This is a genomic window from Fructilactobacillus fructivorans (genome assembly GCF_001434095.1).
Classification (GTDB): Bacteria; Bacillota; Bacilli; order Lactobacillales; family Lactobacillaceae; genus Fructilactobacillus; species Fructilactobacillus fructivorans.
In genome coordinates, this window is record NZ_AZDS01000002.1 from 181800 (window position 1) to 203236 (window position 21437).

Genomic DNA, 21437 nt, shown 5'->3' on the forward strand with positions numbered 1-21437 from the left:
TTAAACCAGTAAAATTTAGGAGATGGATTTTAATCAAAGCCAAAATCAGGTTGACATTTGCATACCTACTCGTGGTTCTAGTGATCGCTGCTTATTTTATCTTTGATCAAAAAGAGCGGCTGGTTCTCTTTTTAGAGGGAACCGGCTTATTTGCTTCATGTGTCCTGTTTGGATGGCATGGAATTAATGAGTTAATTAGAAGAATTTTTAAAGTGTTTTAAGCCAATAAAAAAGGAATGTGATTTAATCACATTCCTTTTTGATTTAATTTTAACCATTACCATTTTGAAATGATGGGTATAATGTCATACCACCATCAACGTAAAGGGAAACACCGGTTACGTAGCTAGCTTGATCGGAAGCTAACCAAACCGCAGCAGCGGCAACTTCTGAAGGCTTACCAATTCGGTGCATTGGAACCATGTTAACAGTTGATTCATAAGTCTTTGGATCAGCGAATTTCTTAGCGTTGATTGGGGTGTTGATCGCACCTGGACAAATTGAGTTAACTCGAATGTTTTGTTTAGCGAACTCCATTGCGGTAGTTTCGGTGAACAACTTAACGCCACCCTTGCTTGCTGCATAGCTAGCAAATGTAGGCCATGGAATTTGTTGATGAACTGATGAAGTTTGAACGATACTACCTTTTTTGTTTTTCTTTAAGAAGTAGTTCAAAGCGGCCTTAGTTCCTAAGAAGGTTCCGGTTAAGTCAACGTTGACAACTGCCTCCCATTGTTCCAATGGAATTTCGTTAGTTGGAGTCTTTTTCTCCATTCCAGCGTTGTTAAACCAGACGTCTAAGTCACCAAAAGCGTCAACGGCTGCCTTTACTAATGATTCAGCACCAGCATCGTCACCAATGTCACCTTGTTTTGTGACAGCATGACCACCGTTTTTTTCAACGACTTCAACAACTTGGTTAGCTGCTTCTTCGTTTTTGTGGTAGTTAATTACCACATTCATGTGTTCTTGACCCAAACGTTCAGCAATTGCAGCACCGATTCCGGAGTCTCCTCCAGTAATAACGGCTGTCTTGCCTTCAAGATCTTTGTACATAACCATAACAATACACCTCTGCTTTTCCTTAATCCTGTTAGTGGATTAAACTTATCTTGTGATTACATAATACCCCATTAAATCACGAATATAAAGTGAAAAAGCTTATTGGCTTTTTAAAATTAAATTGTGTACATTATACTTGCACTATGGATAATTTCTGTTAGTATTGATAGTGAAGATTTGAAGAAATTCATTTCTGAACCATTTAACTAGGAGGTTATGAATATGAAATTAACAATTACTGATGACGCAATGGCCTACATGAAGAAGAGATTAGCAGGTGCTAACGCATATCTGTTGACCGCAAATGACGGGTCAAATAACTTCTCTGAAGGTGCTGGTGGTGCTTGCACTGTTGGAGACGCATTTCAAGTCGTTGGTGTTTCAAAGGCACCCAGCGATTACGATGTAAAGCTCGAAAACAACCAAGACGCTGACGTTTTAACCAGCAAGAATGACATGACATTCTTCGGACCAGGTCTAAAGCTTGATTTCAAGAATAACTTCTTGCAGTTAAAGGATGACGGCGAAATGATTGATGGCCAAGTTACGACCAACAATCAAGTCGATAAATAATAAAACAGATTAATAAGTCATAGAATCGAAGGTCAAACTTCGGTTCTTTTTTATTACCAAACTTTCGTAAACTTATTGACAATGGCTAAGAAAAAATGTAGAGTAACGACAACCAAAAAACAATAAACTAAACAAACCGAAAAGTTGAGTAGACAGAACAAACCCTAAGAGAGTCTCAGATAGCTGCGATGAGATGGGTGAACGTTGTTGAAGATGGACTTGGAGTTTTCACCAGTGAATGATCAGCTGGTGACGGGGTTACCGCCGATATCAAGGTCAAGTTATTGATTGATAACTTGTAAGATAATGGTCGTGAGACGATTATGAACTAAGGTGGTACCGCGAAAGCATTCGTCCTTTGATAGGATGAATGCTTTTTTTGTTTGGTAAAATGGGAGGAATGAAAATGAGAAGATGGGTTAAATACGTAATTTGGATTGGAATTATCTTATTTGTTGGAGTTGCGGGATACTTTAGCTTTTTCCACCAGTCCGAAGCCGAAGCCAACACCATCAACGTTGGGATCATGGCGGGTTCTAAGCAGGAGCAGGCAATCTGGAACGAAGTGGCCAAGACCGCGAAAGATAAGTACGGACTAAACGTGAAATTTCAGACGTTTACCGATTACTCTCAACCAAACAACGCGTTAACCAATGGTGACATTGACGTAAACGCCTACCAAAACTATCCGTTCTTGGATAACTGGAACGAGGTTCATCACACTGACATCGTGCCGGTTGGTGACACCGTCATTGAACCCATGAGAATTTATTCTAATCAGTTTAAGTCTGTTAATGACATTTCAAACGGAACTTCAATTGCCGTTCCAAATGATACCAATAACGAATCGCGGGCACTCCACGTCCTTCAGAGTGCCGGTCTGATTAAGTTAAATCCGAAAAAGACCTTCACCACGGTCAAGGACATCACTAGTAACCCCAAGAATCTGAAGATCAAGGAAGTTGATGCTTCTCAGACTCCACGACTGCTGAATTCAACCGGAGCCTCCGTGGTCAACGGGAACTTTGCTGAAAGTTCTAACTTGAGTCCCAAGAAGGTTATCTATACTCCACCATTTACCAAAGATTCACATAAGTGGGTTAACTTCATTGCGTCAACGAAGAAGAATAAGAACGATAAACAGATTAAGGAACTAGTTAAGGCCTACCAGACTGAAAAGACTGCCAAGTTAATTAAGAAAGAATCGGGAATTAACCAACAGGCGGCTTGGAACTTAAAATTCAAATAACAATGAGGGAATCCATCAATTGATTTGGTGGGTTCCTTTTCGTCTGTGGAAACAGAAGTTCAAAGAATGGTAAAATAAAGAAAAATGATTGATTGGAGGTGTCCAGATGGTTTCAGTAGCTACAATGAGAGACGTTGCTTCAGAGGCAGGAGTGTCAACCGCAACTATTTCACGATATTTAAACGGAAAGACGAATCACATGTCAAGTGCTACCGCCAAGCGGGTCACCGAAGCAATTAAGAAATTGAACTACGTGCCAAACGAGTCCGCCAGACAGCTAATTACGAAGCAGAGTCGCTTAGTGGCCGTGGTTGCGGCAGACGTTGACGACTATTTTTCGACTGAAATCTTTAAAGGGGTTAATTCAGTTCTAAAGAAAAATAATTTCATCGCGGTTCTAATGGATTCAGATAGTGACGAACAGCGCGAACTTGGAACTCTTTCTTCACTTAATCAGCAGATGTTTGGTGGAGTGATTATTCAGCCCTTAAGTAACGACTTGAAGGCTTTTAAAAAGGTGATTCCGCAAAACATTCCGGTGGTTATGCTTGATCGGCAGGTGGAAAATAGCCCGTGGCCGAGTGTGGTTACCAATAACTACACGATTAGCAAGAAAGCGGCACAATATTTTAAGGATCAGGGATTAAACCATGTTTTTGTGATCACGAACAACGTCAAGAACGTTTCAACGCGTGAGGAACGGTTAAGCGGGATCAAGGCCGTTTTTCATGAAAACGTTCAAATTATCGAGCCCGGTGATAATGAGGATTCGTTTAACGTAGCATACGAAAAGCTGAAACGCTCAGTAGCCGCAACCCATGGTGGTCTAATTTTTGCGTTAAAGGAACGATGGTTGCTTAAATTTCTACCAAAATTAATCCGAGATGGTGTGATTCGAAAATCGGATGGAGTACATATGACGGGATTCTCTGATACATCATTAACTGACAATATTGATCCAGGAATCAAAGTTATTAATCAGGATCCTTATCAGATTGGGGTTAGTGCGGCTCAAATTCTAATCGAGGGAGTCGAAAGTGCTACTCAACCGATCGCCAAAAAGATTGAAATCCCGGCACAATTTTAAGGGAAGCTTACAGACTAGCTATTTTAGCTAGCCTTTTTTTATAGTGATTTGGAAAACGATTACACATTTATTTAAAAATATCACAAAATAGTATTGACTAGCTTTATGTAAACGATTACCATAGTTATAAATATGAAAGCGTTAACAAAGCAATTAAAGGAGTGCAATACTGATGAAATTGTTTTTAAATACATGGATCTTTGTAAATGACATTGATGCTGGAACGCGTCAGAGTGAGCTGTTTGCTCGTGTTAAAGACACGGGAGCCGACGGAATTGAAGTTCGCCGGGAGTACATCAAGGATTTTCCGAAAGAACTTGATGACATTCATCAAGCTAGTAGGAAGACCGGTTTACTGGTGAACTACAGCGTCCCCGATGAGCTCTTCTTAAAGGATGGGTCTATCAATCCCAAGTTAAAGCAATATTTTGATGAGGGACAACGGATGGGAATTACCAAGATTAAGTTTAACGTTGGTAATTTTAGAAAGTTTGATGGCGACCTAGCCCACGCGTTTGATGGGTTACCACTTGATCAAATCCAATTAAACGTGGAAAACGACCAGACAGAAGTGAGTGGCAAGATTGCCAACATTAAGCATTTTTTGAATCAAGCGAAAAAGAATGATTTGCCGATTAAATATGTTTATGACCTAGGGAACTGGGCATTTACCCATCAAAGTGCTGATTACGCTGCCGATTGTTTGGGTAGTTATACCGATTACATTCATTTAAAGAACGTTAATCAGTTTGATGAGGATGACCTTCAGACGGCTGATGACCTCAACGATGGGATGTTTGATTGGAAAAACATTCTAAGAGAATTGCCACCAAAGACCGACCTAGCGCTGGAATTTCCAATGCAAGATGACGAACATGTGAAACGTCAGGTCCAGTTACTTAAGGATGAGGTGATGTAATTGATAAATACGATAATTGCGATTTTGTTGTTAATTACGTTTGCGGGTTTTATTTTTTACATTATTAAAGGTGGCGACCTTACAATCGGGTTCTTTGTCATGGCGATTCTCTGGACCGTCATTGGTCTAATCCCGTATCATACTGCCATAACCGCCGTCTTCTCGACGCCAGCTTTGAAATACGGATCCACCATCATTTACATTGTCTTTGGTTCGTGGTTCGGTCGGGTCTTAGTTGAAAGTGGGATTGCTCCCTCCATTTCACAAAAGACCAATAAGGTGGGTAAATCCCATCCCTTACTGGCTGCTATCCTGATTGTGCTAGTAACCGCGCTCTTGTTCGTGAGTTCTTACGGAGTGGGTTCTGTAATTGCCATTGGTGTCATTTTACTGCCAATCCTGCTTTCTCTGGGGATCCCACGAGATGTTGCCTTGACGACCTTTGCCCTCTCCATTGGATCGGCGATGTATGTCAACGTTGTCCTATTTAATCAGATCAAAGCCTTCTTTCCCAAGGCGCAGTATAACTTGCACTACCTTGAGTTTGGTTGGGCTGCCATGGCGGTTCAGCTGATCGCGGTCATCTTGTTCTTAGTCATGAAACGCCACACTTTCAATCCTAAGAATGCTGAAGCCAACTTAAAGGAAATCGGGGCAACCGATCCAGGCGATGTGAATAAGATCCCGTACATTGCCTATGCCATCCCAGTTGTTCCAGTTATCTTGAACATGGCTCTTGGTTGGGATGCCATCCCGGCCTTGATTCTCTCAAGTATCTTGGCCATGCTAGTAACTGGGAAGATGAATGGCTACAAGAAGTTTAAAAAGTTCTTAAACACTACCATTAAACAGTCCATTAATGATATTTCTGGATTAATTATGTTCTTAATGGCGCTAGTAATGTTCGCTGGGGCTGCCCAATTAAACGCTGGTCGTTTCAAGGGCATCTTTAGTGCCATCTTGCCTAACAGTCATTTACTGTTAGCACTTGGAATTGGAATCTTAGCGCCATTGGCCTTGTTTAGAGGACCCTTACAGGTGTGGGGAGCTGGTGCCGCAACGGCAGCCGTCTTATCTGCCACTGGCATGTTTAACGACATGTTCCTCTTGCCTCTCATGTACGTTCCAACTCTAATGGCGGTCTCCACCGACATTACCCAATCGTGGAATGTCTGGGGCCTTGATTACATGAAGGTTCGTCCTCAGCAATTATTGAAACTGGGAGTTCCAATCATGTGGATCGTTTCCATTATTAATGAAATATTAGTCTACTTATTCTTCGGATAGATGATTAAAGAAAGGTGAAAACTTATGAGTGAATTTCTGACAATTGGCGAACCAGTGGTGACGTTCGCCTCAACCGATCCTGATGCCAGCCTCGCTGACTCAACCCATTACTTAAAAATCCTAGGAGGTGCCGAGTTAAACGTGGCCATTGGTGCCAAACGATTAGGACATTCCGCCCAGTACGTTTCTCAAGTTGGAACCGATCCCCTAGGACAATACGCTAAAAATGTCATCATTGGTCATGGGGTTGGAATTGATTACGTCAAAGACGACCCCGAGCATTGGACGGGGCATCAGTTAAAACAGATGGTAACGCACGGAGATCCGAAGACGTTTAACTACCGCACGGGGTCCGCTGCTTCTCATTTGGATAAAGATGTCATTGATGAAATTAACCTTGATGATGTTAAGATGGCCCACCTAACGGGGATCTTCCCGGCGCTCTCAGATGAAGCCCAAGCCTCATATCGTGCATTAATGGACCGCTTGATTAATAATAAAATTAAGATAACGTTTGATCCAAATTTGCGTCCCGGACTGTGGGGTGATCATGATCGAATGATTAAAACGATTAACGAGTTGGCAAAATCGGCGGACATTGTGATGCCCGGTGTAAACGAGGGAAAGGTCCTGATGGGCAGTGATGATCCTGAACAAATTGCCGATTTTTACCTCCAAAACGGCGAACGAACCCAAGCGGTTTTAATTAAATTAGGACCCGCTGGAGCGTACGTCAAAACAAAGAATGGTGATTCGTACACCGTTGATGGTTTCAAGGTTGATCACGTTGTGGATACCGTTGGTGCTGGAGATGGCTTTGCCCTAGGAGTCATCACCGCGTTACTGGAAGATAAGGACTTAAAAAGTGCCGTGATGCGAGGAAATGCCGTTGGCGCCATGCAGGTCCAAACGCCGGGTGATAACGACGGTTACCCCACTCAAGATCAGTTAAAGGATTTTTACAGAAAAGCAAATGTTAGTGAATCATAGACAGGAGAGATAATTATGGCTAAAAAAGTTGCAGTACAAGCAAGTTTAGCTCCAGATGGGAAACAATTATTAAAGGATAATGGTTTTGAAGTCGTCGAATTGCCAGACAAGAAGATTTCGACCCTGCTTGACAAGGCCGCTGACGCTTATGGAATTCTGATTGGAACTGCGCCATTTCCTAACGATACGATTGAAAAGATGCCTAATCTGAAGATTATCGCTAGAAACGGTGTGGGTTACGATAACATCGACGTTCCCTTCATGGTACAACATGGGATATATGTAACAATTACACCACTCGCTAACGCTTCAACGGTGGCGGAGACTACGCTTGCGGAAATCTTTGACATTTCCAAGAACGTTACGAATGATTCCCACGAAATGCGTGAAGGCAATTGGAACTACAAGAAGGATCACAAGGGCTTTGACTTAGAGGGGAAGACCCTTGGAATTCTTGGTTATGGTCGCATTGGTAAGATGGTCGCTAAAAAGGTGAGCGGATTAGGGATGAATGTCATTTACAATTCACCCCATGCCGAAGATTCTGAGTACGGAAAAGCGGTTAATCGTGACGCCATCTTTACTGATTCGGACATCGTTACCCTGCACATGCCAGTGCTTCCCTCAACTAAGGGAAGTGTGGGGAAACGTGAATTTGAGATGATGCATAGCTCTTCGGTTCTCATTAATTTGGCTCGGGGTGCACTCATTAATACGGATGATCTTATCGATGCGTTAAAGAGTGGTGAAATTAAAGCCGCTGCCTTGGATGTGTTTGATAAAGAGCCACTTCCAATGGATAGTCCGCTTTATCAATTGGATAACGTCCTCTTGACTCCCCACATTGCCTCGAACACGGTGGAATGCATGAACCGGATGGCACATGATGCGGCGAGTGAGATCGTTAAAGTTCTAAATGGTGAACAACCACAGTGGGCCGTTCAAAAATAAAATTTTAAAGTGTTAAGGACTGGGATGATTTCATTCCAGTCTTTTTTTGTTTAAGGAAATCTTAAAAAAGTAATTGTCATGATCATGGTTTCACGGTACAATGCAATACAAATGAAAAGGAGTGATGCATATGCATAACATGTTCAAGAAAGAATCGGTTGAAAATTTTGTTAGAGCTGATGCCGGTTTGAAGCGGACCTTAACCGCGAAAGATTTAATTGGACTTGGTGTTGGTGCCGTGGTTGGAACTGGAATCTTTATTCTGCCAGGACACGAAGCAGCGTCACACGCAGGACCAGCCGTGGCGTTAGCGTTCTTGTTCGCTGCCATCTTAGCGGGAGTCGTGGGGATGGCCTATGCTGAGTTTTCGTCAGCCATGCCCGTTGCTGGATCTGCATACTCCTTTGGAAGCGTTGTTTACGGGGAGATTATTGGGTGGATCCTCGGATGGGGGCTTATTCTTGAGTATTTCCTGGCGGTCTCTGCTGAAGCAACGGGATTCGCTTCATACTTTAATAACAATATTCTGGCGGCAATTGGGTTTAACATTCCTAAGGCACTTCAAAATGGACCTATGCAAGGCGGGGTCGTCAATATCACAGGGGTGGTAATTACGCTGCTAGTCGGCCTTTTGGCGCTCATGGGGACAAACTTTTCTAAAAAGATTGAGAACTTTGCTGTTCTGGTCAAAATTGGCATTATTTTACTGTTCATTGTCGTAGGTGTTTTTTACATAAAGTCGAGCAACTACGTTCCGTTTTATCCGAAACAATTTCACACCACACCATTTGGTTTAGGTGGGATTTCGACCGCAGCTGCCACCGTCTTTTTTGCCTTCATGGGATTTGACGCTTTAGCCTCAAATTCGGCAGAAACGATCAATCCGAACAAAAACATGGCCAAGGGAATTCTTGGAACCGTTCTGATCGCAGCTGTTTTGTACGTCGGCTTTTCACTGGTACTAACTGGAATGGTGCACTATTCGCTTTTAAACGTTGATGATCCAGCTGCCCTGGCATTTTCCATGGTTCACTTAAACTTCATGAACAAGGCAATTACGATTGGAGCCTTATTTGGGATCTTTACCGCCATGGTAACCATGGTGATCGGGAGTTCACGGCTGGTTTACTCTTTAGGACGTGACGGCCTTATTTCTAAGAAAATGGGGAAGATCAACCATAAGACTGGGATTCCCACCTCTGCCGTTTGGTTGGCCGTTATTATCCAGGCTATTTTTGCTGGAATCGTTCCATTAACGCAGTTGGTTTCGTTAATTAATGCGGGAACGCTAGTGGCCTTTACCTTTATCTCGTTTGGAATCATTCCACTTCGGCATCGTAAAGACATCAAGAACACTGGGTACAAGATGCCACTCTACCCATACCTACCAATTCTGGCGGGTCTGATGAGTATTTACTTTATCATCATGTTGCCAAACGTAACCAAGATTGCGGTAGTGGGCTGGTTAGCCCTTGGAATTGTGATTTACTTTGTTTACGGGATTCATCATTCCAGACTACAAAATGAAGAATAAATTGATGGGAAGTCCAATGGTGGGCCTCTCATTTTTTGTGGACAAGTGAGCTCCTGCTGTGATAAAATTAACTTATATTATCAGTAATAAGTAAGGAGAATGAATGATGGACAAAAAAGTAGCTTTAGTTACGGGTGCTGGGCAAGGAATCGGCGCTGCCATTGCTAAACGTTTGAGTAAGGACGGCTTTTCCGTGGCACTCGTTGGTCGTCACTTGGATAAAGTGGAAGAAATTGCTAAGGAGATTCAAAGTGACAACGGAGATGCCATTGCGATTAAGGCGGACGTTGCTAATCGGGATGAGGTCTTTGCCGCAGTAGAAAAAGCTGCTAAACATTTTGGTGACTTCAATGTCATTGTCAACAATGCCGGAATTGCACCAACCACACCAATTCAAACCGTTACTCCAGAAGTCTTGGAACAAGCTGAAAAGATTAACGTTGGTGGAACCATCTGGGGCATCCAAGCTGCTGCCAAGAAGTTCAAAGAATTAGGACACAGTGGCAAGATCATTAACGCATCTTCACAAGCTGGGATGACTGGAAATGAAAACTTGACGGTTTATGGTTCAACGAAATTCGCCATTAGAGGAATTACCGAGACAACTGCCAAGGAATTGGCTGACGATGGCATTACTGTTAACGCCTACTGCCCTGGAATCGTTGTGACGCCAATGATGAATGACATTGCTCAAAACGTGGCCGATGAAGCAGGTAAACCATTTGAATGGGGAATGGAACAATTCGCTAAGGACATTGCCTTAAAGCGTCTTTCAAAACCTGAAGACGTGGCAGGCTGCGTATCATACTTGGCAGGACCTGACTCAGACTACATGACTGGTCAATCGTTGTTGATTGATGGTGGAATGGTTTTTAATTAAATAATTAACGGGAACTCCAGTGCTTTAACTGGGGTTCTTTTAATACATACGAAGAGGAGAGTAAAAATGGCTTTAAAAACAAGATTTTGTCCCAATTGTGGTGCAGAAATTCCAATTGACGTGAAGTTCTGTACCAAGTGTGGATACAAACAACCAAGTATTGATGAATTAGAGGAAATGAACCGGAAAGAAGCTTCGGACGTGGAAACTCCCTTGGCTTCTGAAGTGGATTCATCAGCTAAGGAGGATATTGTTATTCCTGTTTCAGCTGGTACGATTCCGGACGGCTACGACTTTAATACGAATGGTTCCATGGCTTTGAGTGGACATTACGTTCCTGATGATGATCAAAGCTTGCGTGAATTTCAACACCACGCATTTGAGAAAATCAGATTGATTGTGAAGAAAAATCATTGTGACGGAGCCTTCAACTTGGCAATTCAAACGCAAATTGACGGAGATAGTTCAAAAATGTTCATTTTTGCCTATTTTGATATGGTAAATAGTGTAAAATAATAATAGATGTTATATTAACATCTATTTAATACATATTATGGAGGTTTTATCATGGATGAAACAAAGCACTGCCCTAACTGTGGCAAGTTGCTGAAAGCGGACGTAAAGTTCTGTCCTTATTGCGGTCAAGCTCAACCAGAAAGGGCGGGAGCTACTGATAGTTGCCAAGCTAATTATGAGAATCAGAGTAATAATTGGCAACAGACTTATCGTCCTAATAGCGATAGTGGAAACGGTAATATTCGCTCAGAATATTCATCACCAAATATGATTACTTCGTTTCAAGATTATTTTGGCAATATGTTTCATATTTCTGGAAGAATGAGCCGAGCTTCATATTGGTGGTCAGTACTTGATATTACTTTACTTGTTTGTGTTACTTGGGCATTTGTTGCTATTTTTAGTTCTACAAATACTTCCGCTGGAAATATGATTGCAGGATTATTTTCCGTAATATTTATCATCTTGTATATCTTTTTATACGTCGGTAATATCACTGCCATGTGTCGGAGATTTCATGATATTAACTATTCAGCTGGTTTCTGGTGGTTACAATTGATTCCATTTATTGGAAGCATCATTGTTTTCATTTTCATGTTGTTTAGTTCTGTGGACGAAGGAAATCGGTTCGGTGGACCAGACGTTAACTATTTGAAAAAGTTAAATTAAAGCATGTTAAAAACACCCTTCAGTTTGAAGGGTGTTTTTGTATGATTATTTTTTGAAATGTTCCATGTAATATTTTGGAGTATAAATCGTACCGCTTTCGGCGGCTTTATCAATTCCATTCATTTCTTTTGGATAAATTAATACTTTTGAAAATGTTCTTTTATTTGAAAAGGGCTGCTTAGGTGCAAACACAGTTTCAATGTATTTGTTAGAAAGCTTATCATACATTCTTAGCATATATACTTTATGCCCATTATAATTAAACAAATATCGATTGGTATATTTGTTTTTCATGAGAACCATGTTTTTTTGATCCATAATTTTATCTGCGGCAAAGTTTTCAGCATCCTTTTTAGAATAAAATTCTTTTGCGTAATCTTCGTAATCATTTCCAACCATTACAATCATCGATAGAATATCTGTTTTGCTATTAGTATAAGCCCATTTCATTATCTCATTTGGAGAAGTCGATCCACGTGACTCGTAGTATTTATATCCACCAAATGAAATTCCAGCTAATAAGAGCACTACCAATACAAGACTTGTAATGATAACACTTGTAGTTGAATGACCTTTATTTTGGTTATAATTATTTGGGTGATTTGGATGATTCGATTTTACTTCATTATTAGAACTTGGTTGCTCCGCTCCACAATACGGACAGAACTTCACGTCCCTTCCAATTTTCTTCCCACATTTGACACAAAACTTAGTATTATCCATTAGTTATCATCCTATCCCTCGAATGCTTGAGATCCCATAATCATTCCGAACACAATTCCAACGATCATTAGAACGATTGAAACAATGATTAGGATATTTCCGGCATTTTTGTGGTATTTACGTTCAAAGAATCCGAGGACAATGCCAATAATTCCGAAAACCACGGGGATAAATAGTAAAGAGAGTACCGCCGATATCCAACCGAATACTAATAAAAGCGTACTGGCCGTTGTGTTGTTGCCTTGCTTGGCAGAAGATTCTTGATTATGTACTACTTGCTGAGAATCACTACTGGTGGATGTGGAAGTGGGTTGTTCCGCACCACAGTACTGGCAGAACTTTGTCTCTTTGGGGATTTTTTTCCCACACTTGACACAGAATTTTTCGTTATCATTATTCATTAAGAAAGCCTCCATCTTGTGATAAATGTATTTATTCACTTTAATAATACCATTTCTTTTTCTTAGCCGCAATTTAACAATGAATCTAAAGAAACAAAAATCGTCCAACTGTAATTTACCAATTGAACGATTTTTTAATATTTATTTGTATTGTTTAGCTTCCTCATCACTGCAATACAACCAGTGACCAGGGGTAACCTCTTGAAGATACTGATCATCTTTGAAGGGTTTACTGTGATCAAACTTGATGATCTTGTGCTGCTTTTCTGAATGTGGGTCAGGAACGGGGACCGCTGACAGTAAGCTCTGAGTGTACTTGTGAAGTGGATGGTTGTACAACTCGTCCGTGTCTGCCATTTCAACGATCTTGCCATTGTACATTACTGCAATGCGATCACTGATGTACTTCACCATTGAAAGGTCATGGGCAATGAACAGGTAGGTAAGTCCTTCCTTTTCCTGGATGTCTTGCATCAGATTTACTACTTGAGCTTGGACGGAAACATCTAGGGCGGAAATGGGTTCATCGGCAATGATGAACTTCGGTTTAACGGCTAGGGCTCTGGCAATCCCGATTCGTTGTCGTTGACCACCAGAGAACTCGTAGGGATAACGACTAGCATGTTCTTCATTCAAATTAACCAAGTGAAGGAGTTCGTGAACCCGTTTGTCTCGTTCATCAGCGTTTTTAACTAGATGATTAATGTCGAGTCCTTCAGCGATGATGTCTTCAACTTTCATTCTGGGATTCAATGAAGCATAGGGATCCTGAAAAATCATCTGCATCTGACTCCGAAAGTCCTTCATCTGTTTACGCTTTAACTTTGAAATGTTTTTGCCTTCAAAGTCGATTTCACCATCAGTAGGATCGTATAAACGAATGATATCACGGCCCGTCGTACTTTTACCTGACCCGGATTCACCAACAAGTCCTAGGGTTTCACCCGGGTAGATGTCAAATGAGATGTCATCAACGGCTTTCACTTCGTCAGGTTTTCCAACGTTGAAGTATTGTTTTAAATGTTTAACTGAAACAATGGGATCTTTTTTAGTCATGGTCGGCTTCACCTCGTTTCTTAAATTCAGCCTGACGCTTTTGAATGGATTCTGGTGGAGTTACCTTTGGAGCTCGCTTGTCTAATAGCCAGGTAGCAGCGTAATGCGTGTCACTTACCTTGAAGAAGGGTGGCTGCTTTTCGTGGTCAATCTTTAAGGCGTACTTGTTTCGAGCGTAGAAAGCGTCCCCCTTAGGAGGATTGATCAGGTTCGGTGGAGTCCCTGGAATGGTGTTAAGTCGATCACTATTCATGGAAAGGGTCGGCATAGAATCTAGAAGTCCCCAGGTGTACGGGTGTTGTGGATTGTAGAAAATGTCATCAACGGTTCCATACTCCACAATTTTACCAGCGTACATTACGGCAACTCGGTCAGCAATGTTGGCAACTACCCCTAAATCATGGGTAATGAAAATGATCGAGGTTCCAATTTTGTCCTTTAAATCCTTTAACAACTTAATGATTTGGGCCTGCACGGTAACGTCCAGGGCTGTCGTTGGTTCGTCAGCAATTAAAACATCAGGATTGTCAATAATGGCCATTGCAATCACGATCCGTTGCCGTTGCCCACCAGAAAATTGGTGTGGATAGTCGCGCATTCGTTCTCGGGCATTGGGAATTCCAACTTCTTCGAGGACTTCAGCAGCTTGTTCTAAGGCTTTATGTTTTGACATTCCCTCATGAACGCGGAGTGGTTCAGCCACCTGGTTCCCAATATTCATAGTGGGATCAAGTGAGGTCATGGGGTCCTGGGAGATCATGGCGATCTTGCCACCACGGATCTTGTCCATTTCTTTCTTAGATTCCTTTAAAATATCTTTGCCTTCAAAATCAATGGTACCGTTGGTGATGGTTTCGTTATCAGCTAGGAGACGCATAATAGTTCTCACGGTGATTGACTTACCTGAACCAGATTCACCAACGAGTGCTAGGGTCTCTCCCTTGTCAAGGTGAAAGCTAACATCTCGAATGGCCTTGACGGTTCCGTTTAGGGTATCAAAATCAATTGACAGGTCTTTAACGTCTAATACTTTTTGAGCCATCTTATTTGTCTCCTTTACTTAGATTTTGGATCGAACGCATCCCTTAGCCCGTCACCAAGTAGGTTAGTCGTAATCATAATTACTGACAGTACGATTGCTGGAACCCACATTTGATATGGCAAGAAATGGAACGCCTTCTGACCATCATTTAGAAGGGTACCAAGTGATGCGTTTGGTGCTGGAATTCCAATTCCGATGAAGCTTAGGAAAGCTTCAAAGAAGATGGCCGATGGAATGGTGAACATCGTTTGAATGATAATGGTTGAACTTAGGTTGGGAATCAGGTGTTTCATCGCAATCTTGAATGGTGATTCACCAAGGGTTCGAGCGGCTAGAACGTACTCCGATTCCTTTAGTTTAAAGGTCTGGGCCCGGACTAGTCGTGACATGGTGATCCATCCGGTAAAGGCAATGGCGATGATGATTGAAGTAATACCTGGTTTTAGGATTAATAGTAGTAGGACAACCACGATCAGGTTAGGAATTGATGAAAGAATTTCAACGATTCTCTGCATGAAGGTGTCAACGGCACCGCCGACCCAACCAGAGATTAATCCGTAAGGAACACCGACTAATAAATCAACGGCTGTAGCAACCACGGCAATGAACAGTGACAAACGGGTTCCATACAGAATTCTTGAGAAGAGGTCTCGACCAAGGTAGTCGGTCCCCATGATGTAGTAGGTACCCTTTGGAACGTGTTCTGCTTGATAAGCATTGACCATGTGACCGCCGGCTTCATGAATTCCGTTTAAACCGGGGATGTTCAGTGAACCCCATTTTGGTGGCAGGTTAGCGTACAGAACGTTTTGAGCGTTTGGATCGTGTGGTGACAAGATTGGCGCGAAGATTGCGACTAGGGCAATAATTACTAAAAGAATTAAAGAAGTCATGGCAACCTTGTTTCTGATTAATCTTCGTTTAACGTCTTGAAAGTACGTTAAAGATGGGGTGTTAATTGATTCGGATTCAGTGTCCAAGTTTGAAAGATCGTCACTAGCGAATTGGAACTGATCCTCAAGTGGTGGTAGGTTTTCAGCCATTATTCTTTACCTCCGTTTCCTAGTCTGATTCGTGGATCGATGATTCCGTAGAGAATATCGACAACTAAGATAATTACAACTAATAAGAATGAATAGAAGATTGTAAGTCCCATGATGGTTGGGTAATCGTTGGTCAAAATGGATTGAACGAACTGATTTCCGATTCCTGGGATTGAGAAGATGTTTTCTACTACCAGTGAACCGGTCATGATTGAGACGGCCATTGGTCCAACGATGGTAATTACCGGAATGAGCGAGTTTCGCAGGGCGTGATGCGTAATCGTCTTGCGTTCCGAATCACCCTTCGCTTTAGCTAGTTCAATGTAGTCACTGTCTAAGACATCAACCATTTCAGTCCGCATGAATCGTGCCACGTTAGCGAGTGGAAAGGCCGCAAGTGCTAACGTCGGTAGGATACTGGAACTGAAGTTCTGCCAGAGTGCTACGGGGAACCATTGCAGTTTGTAACCGAAGTAGTACTGAAGAAGAACGGCTAAAACGAAACTTGGGATTGAGATTCCTAGAATTGAGATGAAAGTGGCACCTGAGTCAACCCAGGTGTTTTTCTTGATGGCGGCAACGGCTCCAAGAAGAATTCCCAGAACGGAACCAACGATCATGGCTTGGGTACCAATCTGCATTGAAGGTCCAATGTCATGAGCGATCAACTGGGTAACTGGTTGGTTGTTAAATTGAAATGAGGTTCCTAAGTTTCCGTGGAGTAAGTTTCCCATGTAGATTAGGTACTGATCCCAAAGTGGTTTATTTAATCCATACTTTTGGTTCATTATTGCAATTTGACTTGGCTGGAGTTTTGCCTGGTTCGAGTAAGGGGTACCGGGTAAAAATTTCATCAGGAAAAATGTCACTGAAGCAACAATGAATAAAGTGAGGATTAGGTAGAAAATTCGACGAATGATGTATTTTGTCATTTTGATTTACCTCTCTTTATTTCTTGTAGGCAGCTGCGAGATCGTAGTTCCCATTTGGTGACATGTTGTAATTCTTAACGTCATTTCTTGTAAGTGCCGCAGTGTTTAATTGATAAAGCGGAACGACTCCCTCTTGTTTGGTTAAGATCGTTTGGGCGTTTAAGAGGTTCTGCCAACGAGCCTGATAGTTCCCGGCATTTTTGTCAGAAGCTTCCTTGATTTGGTTATCAAATTCTTTGTTAGACCAGTGACCGTCATTCATGGCGCCACCAGTTTCAAAGAGGTTCAAGAAGGTAACTGGATCTGGGAAATCGGCGTTCCAAGCGGAGACAACCATGTCGAAATCACCACTCGTTGAACGTTGTAGACGGTTCTTGAATGGAACGTTAGCAAGGGTCACTTTCAATCCTGGTAATTTCTGTAGTTCGGCCTGCAAGAATTCTGATTGTTTAAGTGCAGAGTCTGTGTCATCACTTAAAAGAGTTAAATTAAGATTCTTTTGACCAGTTTCCTTTAGACCTTCCGTCCAGAGCTGTTTAGCTAGTTTAGGATTGTAGTTGTTGTAACTAGCGTCTTGTTTACTCTGAGGTTCGTTTTCAAAGTCAGTCCCGGTCTGCTTGTTCCAAGTCATCTTGGAAGGAACGACACTAGCATCCGGGGTCGCCGTCTTACCTAAAACTTGATTAGAGAGAAGCTGGCGATTGATGGAATGACCAATAGCCTGTCTAATCTTGGTGTTTTTAAAGAACGGATCCTTCTTCTCGTTCATTTCGATGTAGTAAGTGCTTGAAGTTGGATTAGTTGAGAAGTCTTTATTATTTTTCAATTGATTAGCAGAATCACCCGATAAGTCTTGGTATCTGTCAATCACATGACTGGCATACAAGTTGAGTCCGGTATTTGGATCTTTAACAACGTAATATTTGATGTTATTTAATTTGACGTTGTCTTTGTTCCAGTACGAATTATTCTTACTTTCGGTCCAAGCGGTATTTCCAACCTGCCATTTGTCTAGTTTGAATGGTCCGTCAAATACCATTTCTTTGCTGTTTAGTCCATACTTACTTCCAGCTTTTTCAACCACTTTTTGGTTCAGTGGAAGATATGACGCACCGGTTAACAAGGAGTTAAAGTATGGAATTGGTTGCGATAGGTTAACCTGTAACTTATGCGGACCAATTGCTTTAACACCTAAGGTCTTTGGTGACGCCTTGCCGTTGGTGATTTTGTCAGCATTCTTAACTCCCTGGAAAATGTAGGAGTATTGAGAAGCCGTCTTAGGATCAACGATTCTTCTCCATGAGTAGACGAAGTCATAAGCGGTTACGGGGTCTCCATTTGACCATTTAGCGTTTCTCAGGTTGAAATTATACTGAGTTCCGCCCTTAGTCGGAGTCACAACCTTGGTAGCAATTCCGGGTTCAATTTTCCGACCGCTATATCTGTATAATCCTTCCATGGTGTTGGCTAAATTTTGGGCTCCAATAGTATCAGTAACGGTACTTGAATCCATGGTGGAAATAATATCTTTGGAATTAATCGCAAGATCCTTACTTCCAGACTTAGTACTTCCAGAAGAACAACCAGTAAGCACCAGTGCAAGTGCCGCACCGATGAATGCTACTGAAAATATCTTCTTGTGGTTCAAATGAAACACCTCCATGTTTGCTTTTTGTCGAATATACTCGCGTGTTTCACAAAAGTAAATATGAATTTTTATATTTTTATTAAGAAGTTTAATAAAGCCTTAAAATGGTTGAATTAATGTAAGCGCTTGTGTTTCTGTGATACGGGCAATGAAAGCTTGTTCATAATTAATGCCCTTTTTAATTAATATCTTTCGTAATTTCATTCCTTAAATTCGGATAGAGAAATGTGAATGTAATGGCGTTACAAGTGATACAATACGAACAAGAAAAATATTAAGGAGTGATCATTTTGGATAAAAAAGCAATTAGTCCGCAAGACCTGGAATGGTATGAAAAGAGTTATGAAGACAAAGACGATAGTCTTGTCTTAGAACGTGCTGTTTCACACAACGGAATTAACAACAGTGCTGCCGACTACAAGGCCGACGAAAAGATGAAACGAGTATTCTCCGTGGAAGTTCCCGAACAACACGTTGCTGATCAGAAGCAAAGTGGTAGATGTTGGATGTTCTCCGCGTTGAACACGATGCGTTTCAAGATCGCTGAAAACTACAAGATTTCTCCTAAGTTTGAGTTGTCACAGAACTACGTTAACTTCTGGGATAAATTTGAGAAGTCAAACTACTTCTTAGAAAACGTCATCAAGACAGCTGATCAACCACTTGGATCACGTAAGATTGATTTCTTAATGGAGACCCCTCAACAAGACGGTGGTCAATGGGACATGTTGTGCGCCATCATTGAGAAGTATGGCGTTGTTCCAAGCTCTACCATGGTTGAGACATACAATAGTAATCGTTCCGACGAATTGAACCAAACTTTGAACCTGAAACTAAGACGTGACGCGGAAGTTTTGCGTAAAATGGTAAAGGATGGTTCTGCAGAAGAAAAATTGGAATCAACTAAGAGTGACATGTTAAATGATGTGTACCGCATCTTGGCATATTCACTTGGTCGTCCAACCAAACGCTTTGATTTTGAGTACCGTGATACCGACAACAAGTACCACATGGACAAAGATCTGACTCCTAAAGAGTTCTTTGATAAGTACGTCAACATCAATTTAGAGGACTACGTTTCATTGATTAACTCACCAACTGATGACAAACCATTCAACGAAACCTACACCATTGAGATGCTTGGAAACGTCGTTGGTGGTCGTCAGGTGAAACATTTGAATCTTCCCATTGATGAATTAAAAGACTTGGCCATCAAACAGTTGAAGAACGGTGAAGCCGTTTGGTTTGGTTGTGATGTTGTTCAGGATTCCGATCGTAAGAAGGGGATCATGGATACCCACTTGTACCACAAGGATGCCTTGTTTAGCACTGACTTGAAGATGAGCAAGGGTGCTCGTTTGGACTACAAGGAAAGCATGATGACTCATGCCATGGTCATTACTGGTGTTGACCTTGTTGACGACCAACCAACGAAATGGAAAGTTGAAAATAGTTGGGGTGAAAAAGTCGGCGACAAGGGTTACTTCGTCATGAGTGACGACTGGTTTAACGAATTCGTCTACCAGACGGTCATCAACAAGAAATACATGTCTGACAAACAACTTGAGGAACAAAAACAGGCTCCAAAGATGTTGGAACCTTGGGACCCAATGGGTTCACTAGCTAGTTTTAAAAAATAATTAAAATTTGTATTGACAGATATTTTTCTGCGGATTAATATACTTACAACAAATTAAATAAACGAGATGGAAAAGCTGAGTACCCATTGAATTTTCTAAGAGAGTCTCTGGTTGGTGTGAAGAGATGAGATGAATTCGGGGAATATGGACTTTTCAACATTTACTGGTGAGATTTTCGAACCAGCGACGGGGTTGCTACCGATATCAACGCAAGGCTCTTCTGGTTAAGACGTCGACCAGAGTAGTCTTTGAGGCAGTTGCTTGTGAGAGCAACCGCAAACTAAGGTGGTAACACGAAAGCATTCGTCCTTTTTAATTAAAGGGGACGGGTGCTTTTTTTATTTAATTTAATGGATTAGGCAACCAAATAAAATTAGGAAGTGGACATCATGAAAAGAAGTACAAAATGGATTATTGGAATTGTCATCGTTGTTGTCATTGTTGGATTAGGATGGTTCAGTTTTGCACATCGTTCTGAGCAAAGTAAAAAGACCGTGAAGGTTGGATTAATGAGTGGATCGAAAGCGGACGACAAGATTTGGGAATCCGTTGCTGAAACCGCCAAGAAGAAATACGGTGTGACCATTCAATTTACTCACTTCACTGATTACACCCAACCCAACAAGGCGTTGACCCAACACGAAATTGATCTGAACTCGTTTCAGCACTACGCCTTCCTGGATAACTGGAACAAGCAGAATCATACCAACATCGTATCGGTTGGTAACACGTACATTGCACCAATCCGACTCTATTCAAATAAGTATAAGAATGTAAAAGACATTCCCAATGGTGGAACGATTGCTCTACCAAATGACACTTCCAATGAAAGTCGTTCACTTTACCTCCTTAAGAATGCTGGCCTCATTACTTTGAAGGACAAGAAGGGTTTCCTAGGACTCAATGATATTGAAAAGAATCCGAAGAATCTGAAGTTCAAAGAAGTGGATGCTTCCCAGACTCCACGGGTCCTAAACAGTGTGGACGGTTCAATCGTTAACAATACCTACGCTGCTCCAGCTCACCTAAGTGAGAAACAAAGTATTTACGTTGAGCCACTTAATAAGGACTCAAAGATTTGGGTTAACTTGATTGCCGCTAACAAGGATCAAAAGAATAACAAGAATTACCAAGACGTCGTTAAAGCCTTTCAGACTAAGAAGACTGAGCAGTTAGTTAAGAAGTACTATGGAAACACAGAAATTCCTGCTTGGAATCGTAAATTTTAGGAGGAA

General features: G+C 41.6%; 21 protein-coding genes and 2 other annotated features. Of the genes, 13 read left to right on the forward strand and 8 right to left on the reverse strand.

Features of this window, described 5'->3' with window-relative positions:
• Window positions 1-270: 270 nt before the first annotated feature.
• The gene (locus FC73_RS02860; protein WP_010022362.1) at window positions 271-1056 is read right to left on the reverse strand and encodes a glucose 1-dehydrogenase; all 786 of its coding nucleotides are present in this window, start codon (window positions 1054-1056) and stop codon (window positions 271-273) included.
• Window positions 1057-1284: 228 nt separating this feature from the next.
• Here FC73_RS02860 and FC73_RS02865 point away from each other — a divergent pair, with 228 nt between their 5' ends.
• The 11 genes from FC73_RS02865 to FC73_RS02915 all read left to right on the forward strand — a co-directional run bounded on the left by FC73_RS02865 (window position 1285) and on the right by FC73_RS02915 (window position 11717).
• A complete protein-coding gene (locus FC73_RS02865; RefSeq protein WP_010022364.1) occupies window positions 1285-1635 on the forward strand; it encodes an iron-sulfur cluster biosynthesis family protein in 351 nt (116 codons plus the stop codon).
• A 129-nt stretch (window positions 1636-1764) separates the two neighbouring features.
• Window positions 1765-1997: a binding site (T-box leader), on the forward strand.
• A 38-nt stretch (window positions 1998-2035) separates the two neighbouring features.
• Complete coding sequence (locus tag FC73_RS02870) at window positions 2036-2884, forward strand: MetQ/NlpA family ABC transporter substrate-binding protein (protein WP_029327162.1); 849 nt, start codon at window positions 2036-2038, stop codon at window positions 2882-2884.
• 106 nt (window positions 2885-2990) lie between these two features.
• On the forward strand, window positions 2991-3971 hold the full coding sequence (locus tag FC73_RS02875; protein ID WP_010022368.1) for a LacI family DNA-binding transcriptional regulator: 981 nt from the start codon (window positions 2991-2993) through the stop codon (window positions 3969-3971).
• A 172-nt stretch (window positions 3972-4143) separates the two neighbouring features.
• A complete protein-coding gene (locus FC73_RS02880; protein WP_010022369.1) occupies window positions 4144-4890 on the forward strand; it encodes a sugar phosphate isomerase/epimerase family protein in 747 nt (248 codons plus the stop codon).
• The gene (locus tag FC73_RS02885; RefSeq protein ID WP_010022370.1) at window positions 4891-6177 is read left to right on the forward strand and encodes a hypothetical protein; all 1287 of its coding nucleotides are present in this window, start codon (window positions 4891-4893) and stop codon (window positions 6175-6177) included.
• Between the two features lie 24 nt (window positions 6178-6201).
• Window positions 6202-7167, forward strand: coding sequence for a sugar kinase (locus tag FC73_RS02890; RefSeq protein WP_010022372.1), 966 nt, complete (start codon window positions 6202-6204; stop codon window positions 7165-7167).
• Between the two features lie 15 nt (window positions 7168-7182).
• On the forward strand, window positions 7183-8118 hold the full coding sequence (locus tag FC73_RS02895) for a phosphoglycerate dehydrogenase (protein ID WP_010022374.1): 936 nt from the start codon (window positions 7183-7185) through the stop codon (window positions 8116-8118).
• A gap of 130 nt (window positions 8119-8248) precedes the next feature.
• The gene (locus tag FC73_RS02900; protein ID WP_010022375.1) at window positions 8249-9652 is read left to right on the forward strand and encodes an APC family permease; all 1404 of its coding nucleotides are present in this window, start codon (window positions 8249-8251) and stop codon (window positions 9650-9652) included.
• Between the two features lie 106 nt (window positions 9653-9758).
• A complete protein-coding gene (locus tag FC73_RS02905) occupies window positions 9759-10532 on the forward strand; it encodes a (S)-acetoin forming diacetyl reductase (protein WP_010022377.1) in 774 nt (257 codons plus the stop codon).
• Between the two features lie 66 nt (window positions 10533-10598).
• On the forward strand, window positions 10599-11048 hold the full coding sequence (locus tag FC73_RS02910; RefSeq protein WP_010022378.1) for a zinc ribbon domain-containing protein: 450 nt from the start codon (window positions 10599-10601) through the stop codon (window positions 11046-11048).
• Window positions 11049-11099: 51 nt separating this feature from the next.
• Entirely contained in the window at window positions 11100-11717 is a 618-nt protein-coding gene (locus tag FC73_RS02915; protein ID WP_010022380.1) for a DUF805 domain-containing protein, read from the forward strand.
• 45 nt (window positions 11718-11762) lie between these two features.
• Here FC73_RS02915 and FC73_RS02920 read toward each other — a convergent pair whose 3' ends face one another.
• The 7 genes from FC73_RS02920 to FC73_RS02950 form a co-directional block, all read right to left on the reverse strand.
• Window positions 11763-12440: a zinc ribbon domain-containing protein gene (locus FC73_RS02920; RefSeq protein WP_010022382.1), complete on the reverse strand. Its 678-nt coding sequence runs from the start codon at window positions 12438-12440 to the stop codon at window positions 11763-11765.
• Window positions 12441-12451: 11 nt separating this feature from the next.
• Window positions 12452-12841, reverse strand: coding sequence for a zinc-ribbon domain-containing protein (locus tag FC73_RS02925; protein WP_010022383.1), 390 nt, complete (start codon window positions 12839-12841; stop codon window positions 12452-12454).
• Window positions 12842-12982: 141 nt separating this feature from the next.
• Entirely contained in the window at window positions 12983-13897 is a 915-nt protein-coding gene (locus tag FC73_RS02930; protein WP_010022385.1) for an ABC transporter ATP-binding protein, read from the reverse strand.
• Complete coding sequence (locus FC73_RS02935; protein WP_010022387.1) at window positions 13890-14939, reverse strand: ABC transporter ATP-binding protein; 1050 nt, start codon at window positions 14937-14939, stop codon at window positions 13890-13892. The genes FC73_RS02930 and FC73_RS02935 overlap by 8 nt, the downstream gene beginning before the upstream one ends.
• 14 nt (window positions 14940-14953) lie before the next feature.
• The gene (locus tag FC73_RS02940) at window positions 14954-15982 is read right to left on the reverse strand and encodes an ABC transporter permease (protein ID WP_010022388.1); all 1029 of its coding nucleotides are present in this window, start codon (window positions 15980-15982) and stop codon (window positions 14954-14956) included.
• The gene (gene opp3b, locus FC73_RS02945) at window positions 15982-16914 is read right to left on the reverse strand and encodes an oligopeptide ABC transporter permease (RefSeq protein WP_010022390.1); all 933 of its coding nucleotides are present in this window, start codon (window positions 16912-16914) and stop codon (window positions 15982-15984) included. Before opp3b ends, FC73_RS02940 begins: the two co-directional genes overlap by 1 nt.
• Window positions 16915-16930: 16 nt before the next feature.
• On the reverse strand, window positions 16931-18571 hold the full coding sequence (locus tag FC73_RS02950; RefSeq protein WP_225416850.1) for a peptide ABC transporter substrate-binding protein: 1641 nt from the start codon (window positions 18569-18571) through the stop codon (window positions 16931-16933).
• Between the two features lie 281 nt (window positions 18572-18852).
• Between FC73_RS02950 and FC73_RS02955 the strand changes: the two genes are divergently transcribed.
• Window positions 18853-20202, forward strand: coding sequence for a C1 family peptidase (locus FC73_RS02955; protein ID WP_010022393.1), 1350 nt, complete (start codon window positions 18853-18855; stop codon window positions 20200-20202).
• 57 nt (window positions 20203-20259) lie between these two features.
• Window positions 20260-20516: a binding site (T-box leader), on the forward strand.
• A 75-nt stretch (window positions 20517-20591) separates the two neighbouring features.
• On the forward strand, window positions 20592-21431 hold the full coding sequence (locus FC73_RS02960; protein ID WP_010022394.1) for a MetQ/NlpA family ABC transporter substrate-binding protein: 840 nt from the start codon (window positions 20592-20594) through the stop codon (window positions 21429-21431).
• The last annotated feature ends 6 nt before the right edge of the window (window positions 21432-21437 follow it).

What these genes read in the sequence shown, in the direction of transcription:
- FC73_RS02890 (WP_010022372.1), top strand. Translation starts at nt 6,202, where the DNA reads ATGAGTGAATTTCTGACAATTGGCGAACCAGTGGTGACGTTCGCCTCA.
- FC73_RS02940 (WP_010022388.1), bottom strand. Translation starts at nt 15,982, where the DNA reads ATGGCTGAAAACCTACCACCACTTGAGGATCAGTTCCAATTCGCTAGT.
- FC73_RS02925 (WP_010022383.1), bottom strand. Translation starts at nt 12,841, where the DNA reads ATGAATAATGATAACGAAAAATTCTGTGTCAAGTGTGGGAAAAAAATC.
- FC73_RS02860 (WP_010022362.1), bottom strand. Translation starts at nt 1,056, where the DNA reads ATGTACAAAGATCTTGAAGGCAAGACAGCCGTTATTACTGGAGGAGAC.
- opp3b (WP_010022390.1), bottom strand. Translation starts at nt 16,914, where the DNA reads ATGACAAAATACATCATTCGTCGAATTTTCTACCTAATCCTCACTTTA.
- FC73_RS02875 (WP_010022368.1), top strand. Translation starts at nt 2,991, where the DNA reads ATGGTTTCAGTAGCTACAATGAGAGACGTTGCTTCAGAGGCAGGAGTG.
- FC73_RS02895 (WP_010022374.1), top strand. Translation starts at nt 7,183, where the DNA reads ATGGCTAAAAAAGTTGCAGTACAAGCAAGTTTAGCTCCAGATGGGAAA.
- FC73_RS02930 (WP_010022385.1), bottom strand. Translation starts at nt 13,897, where the DNA reads ATGACTAAAAAAGATCCCATTGTTTCAGTTAAACATTTAAAACAATAC.
- FC73_RS02935 (WP_010022387.1), bottom strand. Translation starts at nt 14,939, where the DNA reads ATGGCTCAAAAAGTATTAGACGTTAAAGACCTGTCAATTGATTTTGAT.
- FC73_RS02910 (WP_010022378.1), top strand. Translation starts at nt 10,599, where the DNA reads ATGGCTTTAAAAACAAGATTTTGTCCCAATTGTGGTGCAGAAATTCCA.
- FC73_RS02900 (WP_010022375.1), top strand. Translation starts at nt 8,249, where the DNA reads ATGCATAACATGTTCAAGAAAGAATCGGTTGAAAATTTTGTTAGAGCT.
- FC73_RS02865 (WP_010022364.1), top strand. Translation starts at nt 1,285, where the DNA reads ATGAAATTAACAATTACTGATGACGCAATGGCCTACATGAAGAAGAGA.
- FC73_RS02880 (WP_010022369.1), top strand. Translation starts at nt 4,144, where the DNA reads ATGAAATTGTTTTTAAATACATGGATCTTTGTAAATGACATTGATGCT.
- FC73_RS02915 (WP_010022380.1), top strand. Translation starts at nt 11,100, where the DNA reads ATGGATGAAACAAAGCACTGCCCTAACTGTGGCAAGTTGCTGAAAGCG.
- FC73_RS02870 (WP_029327162.1), top strand. Translation starts at nt 2,036, where the DNA reads ATGAAAATGAGAAGATGGGTTAAATACGTAATTTGGATTGGAATTATC.
- FC73_RS02960 (WP_010022394.1), top strand. Translation starts at nt 20,592, where the DNA reads ATGAAAAGAAGTACAAAATGGATTATTGGAATTGTCATCGTTGTTGTC.
- FC73_RS02920 (WP_010022382.1), bottom strand. Translation starts at nt 12,440, where the DNA reads ATGGATAATACTAAGTTTTGTGTCAAATGTGGGAAGAAAATTGGAAGG.
- FC73_RS02905 (WP_010022377.1), top strand. Translation starts at nt 9,759, where the DNA reads ATGGACAAAAAAGTAGCTTTAGTTACGGGTGCTGGGCAAGGAATCGGC.